Annotated in this window: 16 protein-coding genes; 8 read left to right on the top strand and 8 right to left on the bottom strand. The window is 49.0% G+C overall.

The window, feature by feature from the left end; translation table 11 throughout:
- Positions 1-18: 18 nt before the first annotated feature.
- Together ACTJJJ_RS10350 and ACTJJJ_RS10345 are read left to right on the top strand one after the other, a co-directional pair.
- Positions 19-612 carry a NuoI/complex I 23 kDa subunit family protein gene (locus ACTJJJ_RS10350; protein WP_188938978.1) on the top strand — a complete coding sequence of 198 codons (594 nt, stop codon included), beginning with the start codon at positions 19-21 and terminating at the stop codon, positions 610-612.
- A gap of 35 nt (positions 613-647) precedes the next feature.
- Complete coding sequence (locus ACTJJJ_RS10345) at positions 648-1,166, top strand: NADH-quinone oxidoreductase subunit J family protein (RefSeq protein ID WP_188938979.1); 519 nt, start codon at positions 648-650, stop codon at positions 1,164-1,166.
- Between the two features lie 114 nt (positions 1,167-1,280).
- Here ACTJJJ_RS10345 and gcvP read toward each other — a convergent pair whose 3' ends face one another.
- The 3 genes from gcvP to ACTJJJ_RS10330 all read right to left on the bottom strand — a co-directional run bounded on the left by gcvP (position 1,281) and on the right by ACTJJJ_RS10330 (position 5,869).
- Positions 1,281-4,175 (bottom strand): aminomethyl-transferring glycine dehydrogenase, encoded by a 2,895-nt coding sequence (gene gcvP, locus ACTJJJ_RS10340; RefSeq protein ID WP_188938980.1) that lies wholly within the window; start codon positions 4,173-4,175, stop codon positions 1,281-1,283.
- Between the two features lie 131 nt (positions 4,176-4,306).
- A complete protein-coding gene (locus ACTJJJ_RS10335; protein WP_229223350.1) occupies positions 4,307-4,513 on the bottom strand; it encodes a hypothetical protein in 207 nt (68 codons plus the stop codon).
- Between the two features lie 99 nt (positions 4,514-4,612).
- Positions 4,613-5,869, bottom strand: a complete 1,257-nt coding sequence (locus tag ACTJJJ_RS10330; protein ID WP_440701740.1) for a metallophosphoesterase — start codon at positions 5,867-5,869, stop codon at positions 4,613-4,615.
- A 171-nt stretch (positions 5,870-6,040) separates the two neighbouring features.
- On the opposite strand from ACTJJJ_RS10330, the gene ACTJJJ_RS10325 reads away from it, so the two are divergent.
- The gene (locus ACTJJJ_RS10325) at positions 6,041-6,262 is read left to right on the top strand and encodes a hypothetical protein (RefSeq protein WP_229223351.1); all 222 of its coding nucleotides are present in this window, start codon (positions 6,041-6,043) and stop codon (positions 6,260-6,262) included.
- Between the two features lie 5 nt (positions 6,263-6,267).
- Here ACTJJJ_RS10325 and ACTJJJ_RS10320 read toward each other — a convergent pair whose 3' ends face one another.
- Positions 6,268-6,828 carry a YqgE/AlgH family protein gene (locus ACTJJJ_RS10320; protein WP_440701739.1) on the bottom strand — a complete coding sequence of 187 codons (561 nt, stop codon included), beginning with the start codon at positions 6,826-6,828 and terminating at the stop codon, positions 6,268-6,270.
- Between the two features lie 90 nt (positions 6,829-6,918).
- Between ACTJJJ_RS10320 and ACTJJJ_RS10315 the strand changes: the two genes are divergently transcribed.
- Positions 6,919-7,443: a gamma carbonic anhydrase family protein gene (locus ACTJJJ_RS10315; RefSeq protein ID WP_440701738.1), complete on the top strand. Its 525-nt coding sequence runs from the start codon at positions 6,919-6,921 to the stop codon at positions 7,441-7,443.
- 3 nt (positions 7,444-7,446) lie between these two features.
- On the opposite strand, the gene ACTJJJ_RS10310 is transcribed toward ACTJJJ_RS10315, so the two are convergent.
- Both ACTJJJ_RS10310 and ACTJJJ_RS10305 read right to left on the bottom strand, forming a co-directional pair.
- Positions 7,447-8,079, bottom strand: a complete 633-nt coding sequence (locus tag ACTJJJ_RS10310) for a DedA family protein (protein ID WP_188938985.1) — start codon at positions 8,077-8,079, stop codon at positions 7,447-7,449.
- A 123-nt stretch (positions 8,080-8,202) separates the two neighbouring features.
- Positions 8,203-10,098 carry an ABC-F family ATP-binding cassette domain-containing protein gene (locus tag ACTJJJ_RS10305; RefSeq protein ID WP_440701737.1) on the bottom strand — a complete coding sequence of 632 codons (1,896 nt, stop codon included), beginning with the start codon at positions 10,096-10,098 and terminating at the stop codon, positions 8,203-8,205.
- A gap of 138 nt (positions 10,099-10,236) precedes the next feature.
- On the opposite strand from ACTJJJ_RS10305, the gene ACTJJJ_RS10300 reads away from it, so the two are divergent.
- The 3 genes from ACTJJJ_RS10300 to ACTJJJ_RS10290 all read left to right on the top strand — a co-directional run bounded on the left by ACTJJJ_RS10300 (position 10,237) and on the right by ACTJJJ_RS10290 (position 12,909).
- Entirely contained in the window at positions 10,237-11,217 is a 981-nt protein-coding gene (locus ACTJJJ_RS10300) for a formylglycine-generating enzyme family protein (protein WP_440701736.1), read from the top strand.
- A gap of 24 nt (positions 11,218-11,241) precedes the next feature.
- On the top strand, positions 11,242-12,585 hold the full coding sequence (locus ACTJJJ_RS10295) for a Gfo/Idh/MocA family protein (protein ID WP_188938988.1): 1,344 nt from the start codon (positions 11,242-11,244) through the stop codon (positions 12,583-12,585).
- Between the two features lie 129 nt (positions 12,586-12,714).
- On the top strand, positions 12,715-12,909 hold the full coding sequence (locus ACTJJJ_RS10290; RefSeq protein WP_188939042.1) for a hypothetical protein: 195 nt from the start codon (positions 12,715-12,717) through the stop codon (positions 12,907-12,909).
- Here the strand turns inward: ACTJJJ_RS10290 and aroC are convergent, their stop codons facing one another.
- Both aroC and ACTJJJ_RS10280 read right to left on the bottom strand, forming a co-directional pair.
- A complete protein-coding gene (gene aroC, locus ACTJJJ_RS10285) occupies positions 12,910-13,989 on the bottom strand; it encodes a chorismate synthase (RefSeq protein ID WP_426292569.1) in 1,080 nt (359 codons plus the stop codon).
- A gap of 5 nt (positions 13,990-13,994) precedes the next feature.
- Positions 13,995-15,362, bottom strand: coding sequence for a BatD family protein (locus ACTJJJ_RS10280; RefSeq protein ID WP_229223353.1), 1,368 nt, complete (start codon positions 15,360-15,362; stop codon positions 13,995-13,997).
- A 132-nt stretch (positions 15,363-15,494) separates the two neighbouring features.
- Between ACTJJJ_RS10280 and ACTJJJ_RS10275 the strand changes: the two genes are divergently transcribed.
- Positions 15,495-15,701: a hypothetical protein gene (locus ACTJJJ_RS10275; protein WP_229223354.1), complete on the top strand. Its 207-nt coding sequence runs from the start codon at positions 15,495-15,497 to the stop codon at positions 15,699-15,701.
- Positions 15,702-15,706 lie beyond the last annotated feature (5 nt).

Genomic DNA, 15,706 nt, shown 5'->3' with positions numbered 1-15,706 from the left:
TTCCAAAATCGTATTGCCATGCAATTGACAAATCGCTCAAAGCAAGTAAGCAATAAACAAATGACGCTGGCGGAGCGGGCCTACCTGCCTGCTATTGCAACAGGTCTGGCGATTACTATCAAGCACTTTTTCGCGAAGAAAGTAACGATCCAATACCCTGAGGTAAAACGGTATCTCGGACCTGTCTTCCGCGGGCGGCATATCCTGAAAAGAGACGCCGAAGGGCGCGAGCGCTGCACAGCCTGTGGTTTGTGCGCAGTAGCATGCCCCGCCGAAGCAATTTCAATGGTAGCCTCAGAACGTGTGAAGGGAGAAGAAAACCTCTACCGTGAAGAAAAATATGCGGCAGTATATGAAGTGAACATGCTGCGCTGCATTTTCTGTGGCCTTTGTGAGGAAGCTTGCCCAAAACAGGCCGTCTACCTTCGCCACGACGAGTTCGTTCCGGTATTTACGGAACGCGACCAGGTGATCTGGGGCAAAGACCTCCTCGTGGAAGATATGAACAACCGCTACACCCGCGAAGCATGGACAAAAGAAGAAGCCCGTGCGCTGGATGCAAAAAGAGCCAGCGGCGAGGTCACCAGCGTTGTTCCCCGAGCTATTCCCTGATTGGTAAACCATGACTGTCAGCAGTTACTAACATTATGAATTCAGCAGTATCATTTTTTTATTTTCTATCATTCCTGACCATCCTGAGCGCGGTGATGGTCGTGGTATCGCGTAACCCCATTCACAGCGTTTTGTACCTGATCCTGACGTTCTTTACGCTATCGGGTCACTATATTCTGCTGAATGCGCAATTCCTGGCCGCGGTGAATATCATCGTATATGCGGGGGCCATTATGGTACTTTTCCTATTTGTGATCATGTTCCTGAATATGAAGCAGGACCAGGAGGAAGCCAAGACCAATCTCACCAAAATAGCGGCTACGATCGTCGGCGGGACTGTTTTTGTGATCCTTTTTGGTGCATACCGCAAAACCGCCATCGCTCCATTTGATCCCCAAACCTACGATTCACAGATCGGTATGATCGAAAGCCTGGGGCATATGCTTTTCCGTGAATACCTGCTTCCGTTTGAGCTGGCTTCTATTCTGTTGCTTGTGGCGATGGTTGGAGCTGTGCTGCTTGGCAAGAGAGAGATCGGCGAGCGACACTTCTAGGGGATTGATATCGACATTGCAACCCAATGCATCGACAACCCAGGCTTTAAGGCCCGGGTTATACAAAAAAGAGGCTCTTTCGAGCCTCTTTTTTGTTGGTATCTATCACTGTGATCAGGCTTCCTCCACCTCTGAGTAGGCTTCAACAGGGATACATGAGCAAATCAGGTTGCGGTCGCCGTACGCGCTGTCCACACGGCTTACACTTGGCCAGAACTTGTTAAAGCGCAGGTAAGGCAGCGGGAACGCAGCTTTTTCGCGACTGTAAGATCGGGTCCAGTTTTCGCTTAACAGTACGCGCGAAGTATGCGGTGCATTCTTCAAAACGTTGTCTGTGCGATCGGCAACACCTTCCTCCACTTCACGGATTTCGTTGCGGATGGCGATCATCGCGTCGCAGAAACGATCCAACTCGGCTTTCGATTCCGACTCGGTTGGCTCGATCATCAACGTACCGGCAACGGGGAATGAAAGGGTTGGCGCGTGGAAACCGTAGTCCATTAAACGTTTTGCCAAATCCTCAGCCTCTACGCCGACAGCTTTAAAGCCACGGCAATCGACGATCATCTCGTGCGCACAGCGCCCGTTTGTACCGGTGTAAAGCACTTCGTAATGGCCGTTCAGGCGTTCCTTAATGTAGTTGGCATTCAGGATAGCGAATTTGGTAGCATTTGTGAGCCCCTCGCCGCCCATCATGGCAATGTACGCATAAGAGATCGTCAGGATGCTCGCGCTGCCATAAGGCGCCGCAGAAACTGCTCCCGCTTGTCCACCAGGCAAATGCTCAGGCTGTGTGCTGAAATTAACGTGACCCGGCAGGAACGGCATCAGGTGCTCGGCCACGCCGATCGGGCCCACGCCCGGGCCGCCGCCACCGTGAGGGATACAGAATGTTTTATGCAAATTGAGGTGGCAAACATCCGCGCCAATGCTGGCGGGGCTTGTAAGACCTACCTGAGCATTCATATTAGCACCATCCATATAAACCTGCCCGCCAAATGAATGGATCATCGAGCAGATCTCAATTATACTTTCTTCGTACACACCGTGCGTCGACGGATAGGTTACCATTAAGCACGACAAGTCGTCTGCGTGTTGCTCCGCTTTTGCACGCAGGTCTTCCACATCGATATTACCTCGCTCGTCGCATTTGGTCACCACCACTTTCATACCGGCCATAACAGCGGATGCCGGGTTGGTACCATGTGCCGACGACGGGATCAAAGCAACATTACGATGTGCCTCACCGCGGCTTTCGTGGTACGCGCGAATGGCCATCAGACCGGCATACTCGCCCTGCGCGCCCGAGTTTGGCTGGAACGACATGGCCGCAAAACCGGTGATTTCGCAAAGCCAGGTATTGAGCTCACTAACCAGCTGTGCGTAGCCTCCAACCTGGTTGGTAGGAGCAAACGGGTGCAAGCCACCAAATTCCGGCCAGGTAAGCGGGATCATTTCGGCAGTCGCATTCAGTTTCATAGTGCAGCTACCGAGCGAAATCATGGAATGTACCAGTGAAAGGTCTTTGTTTTCCAATGATTTCAAATAACGGAGCATCTCGTGCTCGGTGTGATGGGTATTGAAAACCGGGTGCGTCAGGTACTCCGAAGTCCTAACCAGGTTTTCGGGAAACGAAAATTCAAGCTCCTCGTCGATCACCATTTCACCCTGGAAGCCCGATACTTCGGCAAACACATTCAGCAATGCAATGGCATCGTCGAAGTTTTTGGCTTCGTCAAAAGAGACCGAAAGGCTTTCGTCACCGTGGTATTTGAGGTTAATGCCCCATTTCAATGCCTGTTCGCGCAGTTTGCGGGTTAGTGGCGTCCTGACCGTTACCGTATCGAAATAATTTTCGGTAACCACTTCATAATTGAATTTCTTCACAGTATCCACAAACAGGCGGGTAAGGCCATGCACGCGCGCTGCAATGCCCCTGATACCTTCCGGTCCGTGATACACCGAATAGGCGCCGGCGATAACGGCCAGCAATACCTGTGCAGTACAAATGTTGGAAGTTGCTTTTTCGCGGCGGATATGCTGCTCGCGCGTTTGCAACGCCATGCGCAAGGCCCGGTTTCCTTCACCATCGACCGATACACCGATAATACGGCCCGGAATCTGACGTTTGAAGGCGTCTTTAGTTGCGAAATAGGCTGCGTGTGGGCCGCCGTAGCCCATTGGAACACCGAAACGTTGCGAAGAACCGATTACGACATCCGCACCCATTTCGCCCGGCGATTTCAGGAGCGTCAATGCGAGCAAATCTGCTGCAACCGCAACGGAAATACCCAGTTCGTGGGCCGAGGCGATGAAATCGGTATAATCGATCACTTCGCCATCAGTAGCCGGATATTGGACCAGCGCAGCGTAAATATTTTCGTCCGTAAGATCAACTGTTGCGTGGTTGCCTACCACGACGTCGATTCCAATAGGTTTCGCACGGGTGTAAACCAGGTCGATCGTTTGCGGATGACAAAGCTCCGAAACAAAAAAAGTATTGGCTTTCTTTCTTGAAGCGCCTCGCAATGCGTGCAGCATAGTCATCGCCTCGGCCGCAGCCGTCGCTTCATCGAGCAACGAGGCATTGGCAATCTCCATCCCAGTCAGGTCGGTCACAACCGTCTGGAAGTTCAGAAGCATTTCAAGCCTTCCCTGCGCGATCTCCGCCTGATAAGGCGTGTAAGCAGTATACCAGGCCGGGTTTTCGAGGATATTCCTCAGAATGACATTCGGTGTGATCGTGTCGTAATAACCCGTGCCGATGTACGATTTCAGCACCGCGTTTTTGGAAGCAATTCTTTTAATGTATTGGAGAAATTCCTGTTCCGATTTGGGTCTCGGCAAATTCAGTGGTTTTTGTAGACGAATCGCGGAAGGAAGAGTTTGGTCGATCAGCTCATCCACTGATCCGGCTCCGATGGTCTTCAACATTTCCTGCAATTCCTGCTCATCTTTACCGTGGTGACGGTTTTCAAACTTGTCCTGGTTTCGAAGATTAACTTTCATTCAAGTTAGGCTGAGAATGCCGCTATTAGGTGATTTTAAAATACAAAAGTAAGCAAATCCAAGCAAATCTCTCAGAGATTGATGGCTATGCTTACTCTTGAATATGTACAAAATGTAACGGCGGTAAGTTCCTAGTGGTTAGGGCAGCCGCAATCGGTTTTTCGTTTGAATATCCCAAGGAATTTCTTGGACCTCGGTTTCTTGTAACCTTTGTATTTCTTCTTTTTACCAAACAATTCTACTTTGGCCGCTCCGGGCGCAGCAGCCGAAACTGTTTCTACGCCTGAAATACCGCAAATCAGCGCCAGTACCAAAAGCCAGGGAGTAATTTTCTTCATGCTTTTCATGCGATAGATCGTCAAAGGTTACTAATGCAACGCATTGCTTACCGGTTTCGGTATGCAATGCGCCAGCCCTTTCACAATTTTCCGAAAATTTTATGCCTTTACCAATTCCAGTATCGTGATTTCGGGGAGGATACCTACGCGGCCGGGATAACCCAGGTAGCCAAATCCGCGATTGACGTACAAATACTGGTCGTTCTCCTCATAGAGCCCCGCCCATTGCTTGTAACGGTACTGCACCGGGCTCCACTTTACTTTGCCTATTTCCACGCCGAATTGCATCCCGTGTGTATGCCCCGCGAGCGCGAGGTCGATATCGTTATATTTCGGCAGAACCTGCGCTTCCCAGTGGCTGGGATCATGTGAAAGCAATATTTTAACAGGGTAATCGTCCGTGTGTTCGTAAGCTTTTTCCAGATTACCATATTTGGCAAAATTCCCCGCACCCCAGTTTTGGATACCAATTAACCCGATGGATTCGCCGTCGACGGTAATGGCCCGGTTTTCATCCAGCATCAGTTTCCAGCCCAGCAGCTCGTGCGCTTTTTTCAAATCCGCGAGATTGCTGGTCTTTGCCTGAACGTCCTGCCACTGGAAATAATCCCCGTAATCGTGGTTACCGAGCACCGAGTGCACGCCGAGCGGCGCTTTCACTTTATCGAAAATATGGATGTAGTCTTGCACTTCCTTCGCCCGGTCGTTTACCAGGTCGCCTGTGAAGAAAGCAATGTCGGGTTTTTCCTTCATCAACATTTCAACACCACCTTTGACCGCTGTTTTATTAAAAAAGCTGCCCGAATGAATATCCGAAAGCTGGGCGATTTTCATGCCGTGAAATTGTCGGGGGAGATTTTTCAAAGGCACTTTCACGCGACGGATCCGGTAGTCGTGCGCACCGGACAGGATTCCATACGCGAATGTGCCCATTAATCCCGCGCCAGCAACCACGGCTGTGGTCGCGAGAAATTGCGAACGGGGTATCGTTGGCTCACCGGTTGTCGGCGAGGGCGTTGCAACGGAAGGAGCGAAAAAGCTGACAATCCATTGAAAAAAGCGGCGAATATCGTCAACAAGCAAAATCGCCACGGCCAACAATTTCGAGAGATAGGGAATGGCAATGAACGCAACGACGAAGGTCCGTGTGGTACTTTTGAAATAGTCGGGCGGAAGCAATTGCATTCCAATATAAGCACCGAGTGTCACCAGGGTTAGCGCCCAGTATGCGCCTCCGATCCAGCGCTGTGTTAAAGGAGCTAGGCCGCGAATGGCCAGTTTCAAGCCTTGCCAGACATACCAGTCAATGGCAAACAAGATGAATGTAAGTATGATAAAAAAGAAGGTTCTATTCATTTTCGAATGATCGTTGTCATATCAACGACAAACATAGGCAAAACCTTTCACGTTCAGTATGGCGCCCGGATTCTTGACGAATGTACAGCAATGGACAAAAGACCGGGCCGGAGGTTAATTTTAGTTGCTAAGCGGTTTTTGGTATTTTTGTATCATATTCCAATATCAGTTATGCCCAAATATGATTTCAAACGATTCCACATTCGCTCAATGAATGCGGGGTCCGACCAGGAAAGAGCGGAGATCAACCAGGAGTTGAAAGACCTGTATGCCTCCCTGCCTGACGACGAGAAAAAGATATTTAACGAAGAATTACAGCATTTCCTCACCCACGAGGTTGCAAGAATCAAATCGGATTACGAATCGGTGAATGGATTGAACCGGCCTAACTGACGGGTTTAATTAAGGCGAGGATCGATGGGATAATGCGCGATGGACCGATATTCGCCACCCATATTCCGAAGGATTTCGCGCCAGAAATTGCCGGGAGGTGTTGAAAACAAAAAGTCGGAAGTAGTACTGGAAATAATCCACGAGTCCTGCTTGATCTCATCGTCGAGCTGGCCGCCACTCCATCCCGAATAACCGATGAAGAACATGACGTCCTCCTGTTTCAGCGTGTTCAGGTTCAGGAGCGTTTTAACAACATTAAAATCGCCTCCCCAGTAAAGATCTTTCATGATTTCCGTTCCGCCTGTCACAAGGTCGGGACGGCGATGGATGAAATGCAGTGTATTCTTCTCAACGGGGCCTCCCAAATGGAGCGTAATGTCCTGATAAATAGTCTCATCCAGCACATCCCCGAGAAACAGGTCCGTAGTCTGGTTCAGCACAAAACCGAAACTCCCGTGTTCATTATGCTCGCACATCAGGATTACCCCTCTTTCAAAATTGGGATCGCCCAGAAAAGGCTTTGCGATAAGCAGGCTTCCTTTTGAAACTTTGGCGGCAGACGGCATAACCTGACAGATTGTTAATTCAACAACGAAATATATTTATTTTTCGCACTGAAAAACGGATATTGCCCAAAATATAATAAAAATAAGATCATGGCATTGATAAAATCAGCCCGCGGACACCACCCGACCTATGACGAGAGTTGCTGGTTTGCAGAAAACGCTACGATTGTAGGCGATGTGGTGATGGGAGAAAATTGTACTGTGTGGTTCAATGCGGTGATCCGCGGAGATGTTAACAGCATCCGTATCGGCCATCATTCCAATGTCCAGGACGGCGCTGTGATCCACTGTACCTATCAGCGTTTTGCTACCACTATCGGCAACTACGTCTCCATCGCGCACAATGCCATTGTACACGGCTGCACGATCGAAGACCACGTGCTGATTGGAATGGGTTCGATTGTAATGGACGGGGCCGTTGTAGGCGAAGGTGCGATTATCGCCGCAGGCGCGATCGTCACACAAGGTACCAAAGTACCTCCCGGAACCATCTACGCCGGCAATCCTGCTAAATATCTGAAAGATGTTTCGCCCGAGCTGAATGCAGCTATCGACCGGACCGCGAATAATTATCTGATTTATTCGGGTTGGTTTAAGGAGGAAGAGGGTCAGTAGCCCCTACTCCGCCATGCCTTTCCGTGCATTCAGATACCCCTTGATAACGGTGAAAGTCGTGATCGCCAGGAAGAAAAGAATGATGTACTGCACATAATCTACGATCCACGGGAATTTTTCGCCGAAAAGGTAGCCCCCGCCGGTTAACGTGAAGATCCAGATCGCCCCGCCGACAACATTGTTTATCAGGAAAGCAGGAAACGACATTCTCACCAATCCTGCGAGAATGGGGGCGAATGTGCGCACGATAGGCAGGAACCGACTGATAATCAGCGTCCGGCTTCCGTATTTTTCGAAGTACTTGCGGGTGGTTTCAATGTGTTTTTTCTTAAAAAAGAAGGAGTCCTTCCGGTTCTCGAAAATACCGCCGAAATATTTCCCGAAAACATACCCGACCAACGAGCCTAATATTGCCGCTGTCAGCATGCTGATCAGTAAAATAAGAATCGGTACGTCGAGTATGCCGGTACCGCAGAACACGCCGGCCAAAAATACGAGATAGTCGCCCGGCAGAAAGAACGCGAAAAACAGGCCGTTTTCCGCGAATACAATGAAAGTTATGACCAGTAGCCCGCCAGTACGGATAATTTCCTCTGAATTAAGAATGTACTGGAAAAACTCGACAATTGAATCCATAATCTATAATCTGAGAGTTGGGCGCCCCGCGGCTATCGCCGCATGACCGATGGCACACGGCCAGTGACACACGGCTAGCGGCATAGCCTAGCCGTGCGGGCTATGGTTTGTTGACTTTTAAAATTAGGCATTTTCCGACAGTTCCAGCCAGCGCAACTCTTTATCGGCCTGGCTTTCATTGATTTCTTCGATTTGCTTCGACCATTTTGCCAGCTCCTCATGCGAACCGCCATTATTCAGACTCTCCACAAGTTTTACCTTTGTTTGCTCCAATTTCGCAATATCAGCTTCCAGCTGTTCCATTTCCTTTTGCTCCTTATAGCTCAGCTTCCGTTTTGCAGCGACGACCGGTACCGCTACGACTTCTTTCTGAACAGCTGTTGCAACTGGCGCAGTTGGTTTTGCGGGAGCATTGCTGGCGGCTGCTTTCTTTTCGGCCTCCTGCTCGTCCTGGTAATCCCGTAACTCAGTATAATTGCCCGGGAAATCACTGATCTTGCCTTCTCCATCGAACACAAAAATATGCTGCACGAGGCGGTCGAGGAAGTAGCGATCGTGGGAAACGATCATCAGACAGCCCGGGAAATTGAGCAGAAACTCTTCGAGTACATTCAAACTATCGATATCGAGGTCGTTCGTCGGCTCATCGAGAATCAGGAAGTTCGGCTGCTTGATCAGAATCAGAAGAAGCTGCAAACGACGCTTTTCTCCTCCGCTTAGTTTCGATATAAAATCATACTGCTTGGAAGGCGAGAACAAAAATGCCTGCAACAGATGGCCCACCGTTACCGTTTCGCCGGTCCCGAGTTGAACCACTTCGGCGACGTCCTTCACAATGTCGATCACGCGCTGGTTTTCATTGAACACCAGATCCGTTTGTTTGTAATAACCAAACTGAACCGTTTCTCCGGTGCTGATCTTTCCTTTGTCAGGCTGCAATTCTCCCGTAATCATGTTCAGGAGCGTCGATTTGCCCATTCCATTTTTCCCAACCACGCCAATGCGGTCGCCACGACGGAAGGTATATTCGAAATTTTTGATCAATTCCCGCTCGCCGAAGCCTTTGCTGATGTTTTCCAGTTCGATGATCTTGCTGCCCAATCGCGAAGTCCGCACATTGAGCTCCATTTGCACATCGAACTTCTTCTGGCTGGCCTTTTCTTTCAGGTCCTCAAACGCGTCGACACGATATTTGGCCTTCGTTCCGCGCGCTTTCGGCTGCTTTCTGATCCATTCCAGCTCCTTGCGCATGAGGTTACGCGCCTTATCGATCGTAGCCGCTTCGAGTTCTTCGCGCTCAGCCTTTTTTTCCAGGAAATAAGAGTAATTTCCTTTATAAGTATATGCCGAACCATGGTCCAGTTCGAGCATCTGGTTACAAACAGTGTCGAGGAAGTACCGGTCGTGGGTTACTACCAATAATGTCGTATTGGAAGTATTGAGGTATTCTTCCAACCATTCGACGGTATCGAGGTCGAGGTGGTTGGTAGGTTCATCGAGAATAAGCAGGTCAGGATCTTCGAGCAGCACTTTGGCCAATGCTACGCGCTTGCGCTGGCCACCCGAGAGTGTTCCATAAAGATTATCCGTGTGGTGAATGCCCAGCCGGCCGAGCACCTCCTTTGTTTTATACTCAAAATCCCACGCATTGAACTTGTCCATATCCTCCATCACCTCCGCGAGCTCGTCATGGTCGTCGTTTTCGATCGCATGCTCATACCGTTTCACTACCTGCGCCACCGGATTATTCGATGAGAATATCACTTCCAGTATCGGTAACGATTCGTCGAATGCAGGGCTTTGGTCGAGATAACCCACGCGGATGTCTTTGCGGATACTGACTTCGCCCTCATCGGCCGGGATCTTGCCCGTGAGTATATTCAGAAATGTGGTTTTTCCGGTCCCGTTCGTCCCGATCAACGCTACCTTATCACCCCTGCTGATCCCAAAACTGATATTCTTAAAAAGCCACCGGTCGCCGAATGACTTGGCTATATTTTCCGCCGAAAGATAATTCATGTGTAAATGTAAAATTCTATAAATGCAAAGTTAGGACAGATATCAAACAACAAAGAAAAAATTCGCTTTCATAGGGTAAATAGGCTAATATTGCCACTTATATTCAGTTAGATGGTTCCATTGAACACATTCATTATCATGTCCAAAACATCCCTTTACCTAATCTTAACCGTTTTTCTTTGTTTTAAAGTAGCAGCGCAGGACAGTAATTTTAAAAGTTATACACAAAAAATCGGAGGTAGTCCTCAGGTGTATGACATGGTCGCGATCCCAGGTGGTGAATTCACGATGGGGAGTCCGGCCGGCGAAAAAGGCCGCAGAGCCGACGAAGGTCCTCAGCATAAGGTCAAAATCGAGCCCTTCTGGATGGGCAAAACCGAAGTGATCTGGGACATTTACGATTTGTACGCTTTCAAGAATATGGAAAAGGAAATGGGCGCACGCCACCCGGATCCTGACAAAAGCGTTCAGAAAACCGACGCAAGTACCCGTCCATCCCCTCCTTATGTAGATATGTCTTTTGGAATGGGCCGTTCGGGTTATCCGGCGATCAACATGACGCAGTATGCGGCAATTTATTTCTGCAAATGGCTATACGAAAAAACCGGGATCTTTTACCGTCTTCCCACCGAGGCCGAATGGGAATATGCTTGCCGTGCAGGCTCCAAAACAGCTTATTCTTTTGATGAATCCAAAATCGATGAATATGCATGGTACCGCAAAAACAGTGACGCCGCTTACAAGAAAGTAGGACAGAAGAAGCCCAATGCATGGGGACTTTATGATATGCACGGCAATGTTATGGAATGGACATTAGACCAATATATTCCAGATTATTACGCCAAACAGCCCAAAGGCGAAGCATTCGCGCCGGTTACTGAACTCTATCCTACTTCCGTTCGTGGTGGTTCTTGGGACGACGAAGCTGCCGACCTTCGCAGTGCTGCCCGTGTTGCTTCTAAGCCGGAATGGAAAATCCTTGACCCGCAGTTGCCTAAATCGGAATGGTGGATGACCAGCGCGTCATTTGTGGGTTTCCGTATCGTAAGACCGCTAAAAACACCTTCACCAGAGGAAATTAAAGCGTATTACAGCCCTAAGTTGATTGAAGACTACTGATCATATATAAACTCTTAATTCGAAATGGAACAGAACAGACGTAATTTTTTGAAAGCATCAGGCCTGATCGCCGGCGGTGCTATCCTGAACCCGTTCACGGGCTATGGTTATAATAGCGCGGTTGGTGAGACGATCAAAGTGGCTCTTATCGGCTGCGGAGGACGTGGTACGGGTGCTGCTGCACAAGCATTGAGCACTTCGCAAAACGTGCAGATCGTAGCAATGGCCGACGCTTTCAAGGATCGTCTTGATGATTCCTACAAAAACCTCACGGCGAAAAAATATAAAAACGCTGCGGGACAGCCGGTCGACATCAAAACGAAAGTAGACGTGCCAGAAGACCGGAAGTTTGTAGGGTTCGATGCATTTAAAAAAGCCATCGCATTGAAAGATGTGGATGTAGTAATCCTTGCGACGCCTCCGGGCTTCCGTCCTTCGCATTTCGAAGAGGCTGTGAAGAATAACAAGCATATTTTCATGGAAAAACCGGTTGCAACTGATGCACCGGGTATCCGCAAAGTGCTTGAAGTAGCGGAAGAAGCTAAAAAGAAGAAATTGAACGTCGTGGTAGGTCTGCAACGTCATTATCAGGCTAACTACCGTGAGGCCATCAAACGCATTCACGACGGTGCGCTGGGCGATATTGTAGGCGGCCAGGTTTACTGGGTGGGAAGTAGCCCATGGATGAAAGAACGTCAGGCCAACCAAACTGAAATGGAATACCAAATGAGAAACTGGTATTACTTCAACTGGCTTTGCGGCGACCACATTTCAGAACAGCACGTTCACAACATCGATGTGGCTAACTGGGTGAAAAACGGCTACCCCGTATCGATTCAGGGCTCAGGCGGCCGCCAGGTACGTACCGGAAAGGCTTATGGAGAGATTTACGACCACCACACGCTCGATCTGGTTTACGCCGACGGAACGGTGATTTCAAGCCAATGCCGCCAGTTCGAAGGAACCTGGAACCGCGTTGACGAGGCTTTCGTAGGTACCAAAGGCCGTATCGACAGCTTCGATGACAAGAAAACAATCCTAAAAGACTATAAAGGAGGTGTGATTTATCATCATGACAACTCGAATTACAGGAACCCGTATCAGGTGGAACACGACGAACTGTTTGCTGCCATCGCGAAAGGTGAATACAAATTCGCTGATGCCGAAAACGGTGCAAAAAGTACCATGACGTCGATCATGGGCCGTATGGCGACCTATTCAGGCAAGCAGATCAAATGGGAAGAAGCGTTGAACTCAGACATCAACCTGTTCCCCGACAAACTTGCGTGGGACGCGTCCCCGAAAGTCCTGCCAGGTCCGGACGGGCTTTATCCAGTGGCAATCCCGGGCAAAACTCAGGTGATATAATTAAGACTTAAAACGCAAAATGGCCCGCTGAGGGCCATTTTGCGTTTTAATAGTATTTCTCGAAGCGAATAACTATATTCGGTAAGAGAATTCTTGACGATACTTATTGTAGAACGAAATATGTAGTCGGTGAAGCTTAGCCTTAGAAACGCTGTACTTATTCTCCTTGCCGGCATGATCGTGCTGGCAACCGGTTCGTTTTTAAACTCCGCGAAGACCCAGTTCAGCGACCCCATCATTCTGAGCGGGCTCACGATCGAATTCATAGGCACTATCTGGCTGGTACTATGCCTCAACCAACGACGCAGGCGCCACAAGGCCTGATCACAACTTCGCCGATCTGTTTCTTAGATAAAAATCCGCCAGAACCAAAGCGGCCATCGCTTCTACGATAGGCACTGCACGAGGTACGACGCATGGGTCATGACGGCCTTTTCCTTGTACAATTGCAACATTACCGAACTGATCGACGCTCTCCTGATCCTGCATAATCGTAGCAACAGGCTTGAATGCAGTGCGGAAGTAAATGTCCTCGCCATTTGAAATACCACCCTGAATACCTCCGGAATGGTTCGTACGCGTGTGTACATGGCCGCTTTCGTCGGTATAGAACGCATCATTGTGCTGCGAACCTGGTAATAACACCCCATCGAACCCACTCCCGTATTCAAAGCCTTTAACAGCATTAATGCTCAGCATTGCCTTACCAAGTTCAGCGTGAAGCTTGTCGAAAACGGGCTCTCCCCAACCGGCCGGCGTTCCTTTTACGACACAATTAACAACTCCGCCGATTGAATCGCCCTGCTTACGGACGCCATCAATATAATCAAACATCTGCTGGGCCATCTCAGGGTCCGGGCAGCGCACTGCATTGTTTTCGGTTTCGGAAAGGTCCAATTCCTGGTAACTTTTTTCCAGTTTCATTGTACCCACTTGTGATACATAAGCCTGAATACTTACCCCTAATTCGGCTAGCATCAGCTTCGCGAGTGCACCAGCGGCTACGCGTGCGGCCGTTTCGCGCGCAGAGCTGCGCCCCCCCCCGCGATAGTCACGAACGCCGTACTTGACCTGGTAGGTGTAATCGGCGTGGGAAGGCCTGAATTGTGCCGCTATATGCGAGTAATCCTTACTCCGTTGATCTTCGTTGCGGATCACCATTGCAATGGGCGTACCGGTCGTTTTTCCTTCGAACACGCCGGATAGCACCTCGAACTCGTCCGCTTCTTTACGCTGTGTCGTAATTCTGGATTGCCCCGGCTTTCTGCGCGTCAGTTCGCTTTGTATAAAATCAGAATCAAAAGGCACGCCCGCCGGACAGCCTTCTATCACTACACCGATCCCAACTCCGTGCGATTCGCCGAAAGTGGCTATTTTAAATATCTTGCCGTATGTACTGCCCATTAAACTTACTTTCTAAATACCCAAATCATTGTTACCAACAACAATACAATCAAGATGTTGGTTAAATCTTTCAAAATCTTTTTATAGTCGATCGTCTCGCGGCTGCTGTCAAGGTTTTCGAGGTTATCGTACAAACCCGAAGAACCGGATAGCGACAAATTAGCCAATTTGTAATCGTCTCCCCGCACCTCCAATGTCGCTGCGGACGTCAATGTATCATAATTCTGCTTCTCGACATCGAAATAAATCCAGTGAAAATACCTGCTTAGCGGGAATTCTCCATCCTTTCTGGGAACGACAAAATAGTTGAATGTCCTTTCTCCCACGACGCTCTGGTAGCTCCGCTTGATCACCTGGCTAACCTCCGGTGGATAAATGTCGAAGGAAGAGCTCGCCTGGATCACCGGCGCAGGAATGGCCGTTATATTGCCAACGCCTTCCACTTTGAACATATATCTGACGCTCTCCCCCGGATACACCAGATCACTCGACAATCGCTCTTTCAAACTGTATTGTCCCACGGCCACCTGGTCGCGCAAGGGATGATCAGGCAGCTGCCGCACCACTACGGTTACAGGCCTCGAATAGAAGCCTCTTACCAGCTTTTTCTCGACATTCACCGCTCCACCGCTTTCCGTCACCAGCATGTCGAGCTTCACCGATGGCAACACGATATCCTCCGTCGTGATCGGGAAGAGCCTCGCCTGGTACATGTTGTATTCCGCATATTTACGGCCGCGGATTGTAACCTTTCGTTTGATAATCTCCTCGACGCCGATATTTTCTTCCCAGCAGTTTACCGGCCTCACGGCTTTCAAAATGCTTTGCAACTGCTCGTTAAACCGATAAAACTCCATTTCCACCGGCGCATTCTCAGCAATATATAACGATATCCGGACTGCAAAGCCTTGCCGAATATAGACTTCCTTCTTATCTGTCTGCACCGACAAAAACACCGATTGGCTATTGTCCTCAACTTCCGTTACCGCTACATTCTCCTCCAACGCATTCCCGCTCTCGTCGCCGGCCTTTGCAAAAACGACCATTGTTTCATCCGAGCGCAGTTTGAGGTTATTAACTGCCAGCGTAAATTCCGGAATCAAATAGTTACCTGCCTTTTTTGCGTAGTATTCCTGGGTGATGGTTTGGATAACCACCTTCCGCCCATCTACCGTGTTTACGGAACTCGTGGCCGACTTGCTCCTTTTTTCCAAGTCTTTGATTTCCGGGAAGATAACCGACGGCCTGGTCTCCACATCCCGCAACACTACCGAGATTAAAAATGGCTGATCCAATGTCAGATTTTTCGAGCCATACTCAATGGTCACGAGGTTCTCCGACGACTGCGCCAGGGAGATACTAGAAAAACACAAAAAAATATTTAATAACGCATATAATTTCATTTCAGTTTTTCGTTATCTTTATTGGAATTGCTGAAAACGAAGCGTTTTTAAGGGTTTCTCTTGTTTAATAGTTTTCCCTAAACCACAAAACTACATAATACTATGGCCTCGATGCTTGAATACATTAAAATTATTCTCCAAAAAGTCAGCTTCGACCGCAAATTATTTGAAAAAGAACTCCGCAAAGCGATACGCATGTTAATGCCCGCTGAGATCAAAAGACTTAGACAATGGTGTTACGACCATTATGCAACTGTTCACTTACCAGTGTTGAACATATGTTTTGAACGACTTTCCGCGTTGAATTAGCAACA

This window comes from Dyadobacter sp. 22481 (assembly GCF_052044875.1).
GTDB classification, from domain to species: domain Bacteria; phylum Bacteroidota; class Bacteroidia; order Cytophagales; family Spirosomataceae; genus Dyadobacter; species Dyadobacter endophyticus.
This window is presented reverse-complemented; position numbering and strand designations above follow the sequence as displayed.

Excerpts from the sequence above, each read along its gene's own strand:
- ACTJJJ_RS10350 (WP_188938978.1), top strand. The coding sequence starts at position 19 with ATGCAATTGACAAATCGCTCAAAGCAAGTAAGCAATAAACAAATGACG.
- ACTJJJ_RS10345 (WP_188938979.1), top strand. The coding sequence starts at position 648 with ATGAATTCAGCAGTATCATTTTTTTATTTTCTATCATTCCTGACCATC.
- gcvP (WP_188938980.1), bottom strand. The coding sequence starts at position 4,175 with ATGAAAGTTAATCTTCGAAACCAGGACAAGTTTGAAAACCGTCACCAC.
- ACTJJJ_RS10335 (WP_229223350.1), bottom strand. The coding sequence starts at position 4,513 with ATGAAGAAAATTACTCCCTGGCTTTTGGTACTGGCGCTGATTTGCGGT.
- ACTJJJ_RS10330 (WP_440701740.1), bottom strand. The coding sequence starts at position 5,869 with ATGAATAGAACCTTCTTTTTTATCATACTTACATTCATCTTGTTTGCC.
- ACTJJJ_RS10325 (WP_229223351.1), top strand. The coding sequence starts at position 6,041 with ATGCCCAAATATGATTTCAAACGATTCCACATTCGCTCAATGAATGCG.
- ACTJJJ_RS10320 (WP_440701739.1), bottom strand. The coding sequence starts at position 6,828 with ATGCCGTCTGCCGCCAAAGTTTCAAAAGGAAGCCTGCTTATCGCAAAG.
- ACTJJJ_RS10315 (WP_440701738.1), top strand. The coding sequence starts at position 6,919 with ATGGCATTGATAAAATCAGCCCGCGGACACCACCCGACCTATGACGAG.
- ACTJJJ_RS10310 (WP_188938985.1), bottom strand. The coding sequence starts at position 8,079 with ATGGATTCAATTGTCGAGTTTTTCCAGTACATTCTTAATTCAGAGGAA.
- ACTJJJ_RS10305 (WP_440701737.1), bottom strand. The coding sequence starts at position 10,098 with ATGAATTATCTTTCGGCGGAAAATATAGCCAAGTCATTCGGCGACCGG.
- ACTJJJ_RS10300 (WP_440701736.1), top strand. The coding sequence starts at position 10,237 with ATGTCCAAAACATCCCTTTACCTAATCTTAACCGTTTTTCTTTGTTTT.
- ACTJJJ_RS10295 (WP_188938988.1), top strand. The coding sequence starts at position 11,242 with ATGGAACAGAACAGACGTAATTTTTTGAAAGCATCAGGCCTGATCGCC.
- aroC (WP_426292569.1), bottom strand. The coding sequence starts at position 13,989 with ATGGGCAGTACATACGGCAAGATATTTAAAATAGCCACTTTCGGCGAA.
- ACTJJJ_RS10275 (WP_229223354.1), top strand. The coding sequence starts at position 15,495 with ATGGCCTCGATGCTTGAATACATTAAAATTATTCTCCAAAAAGTCAGC.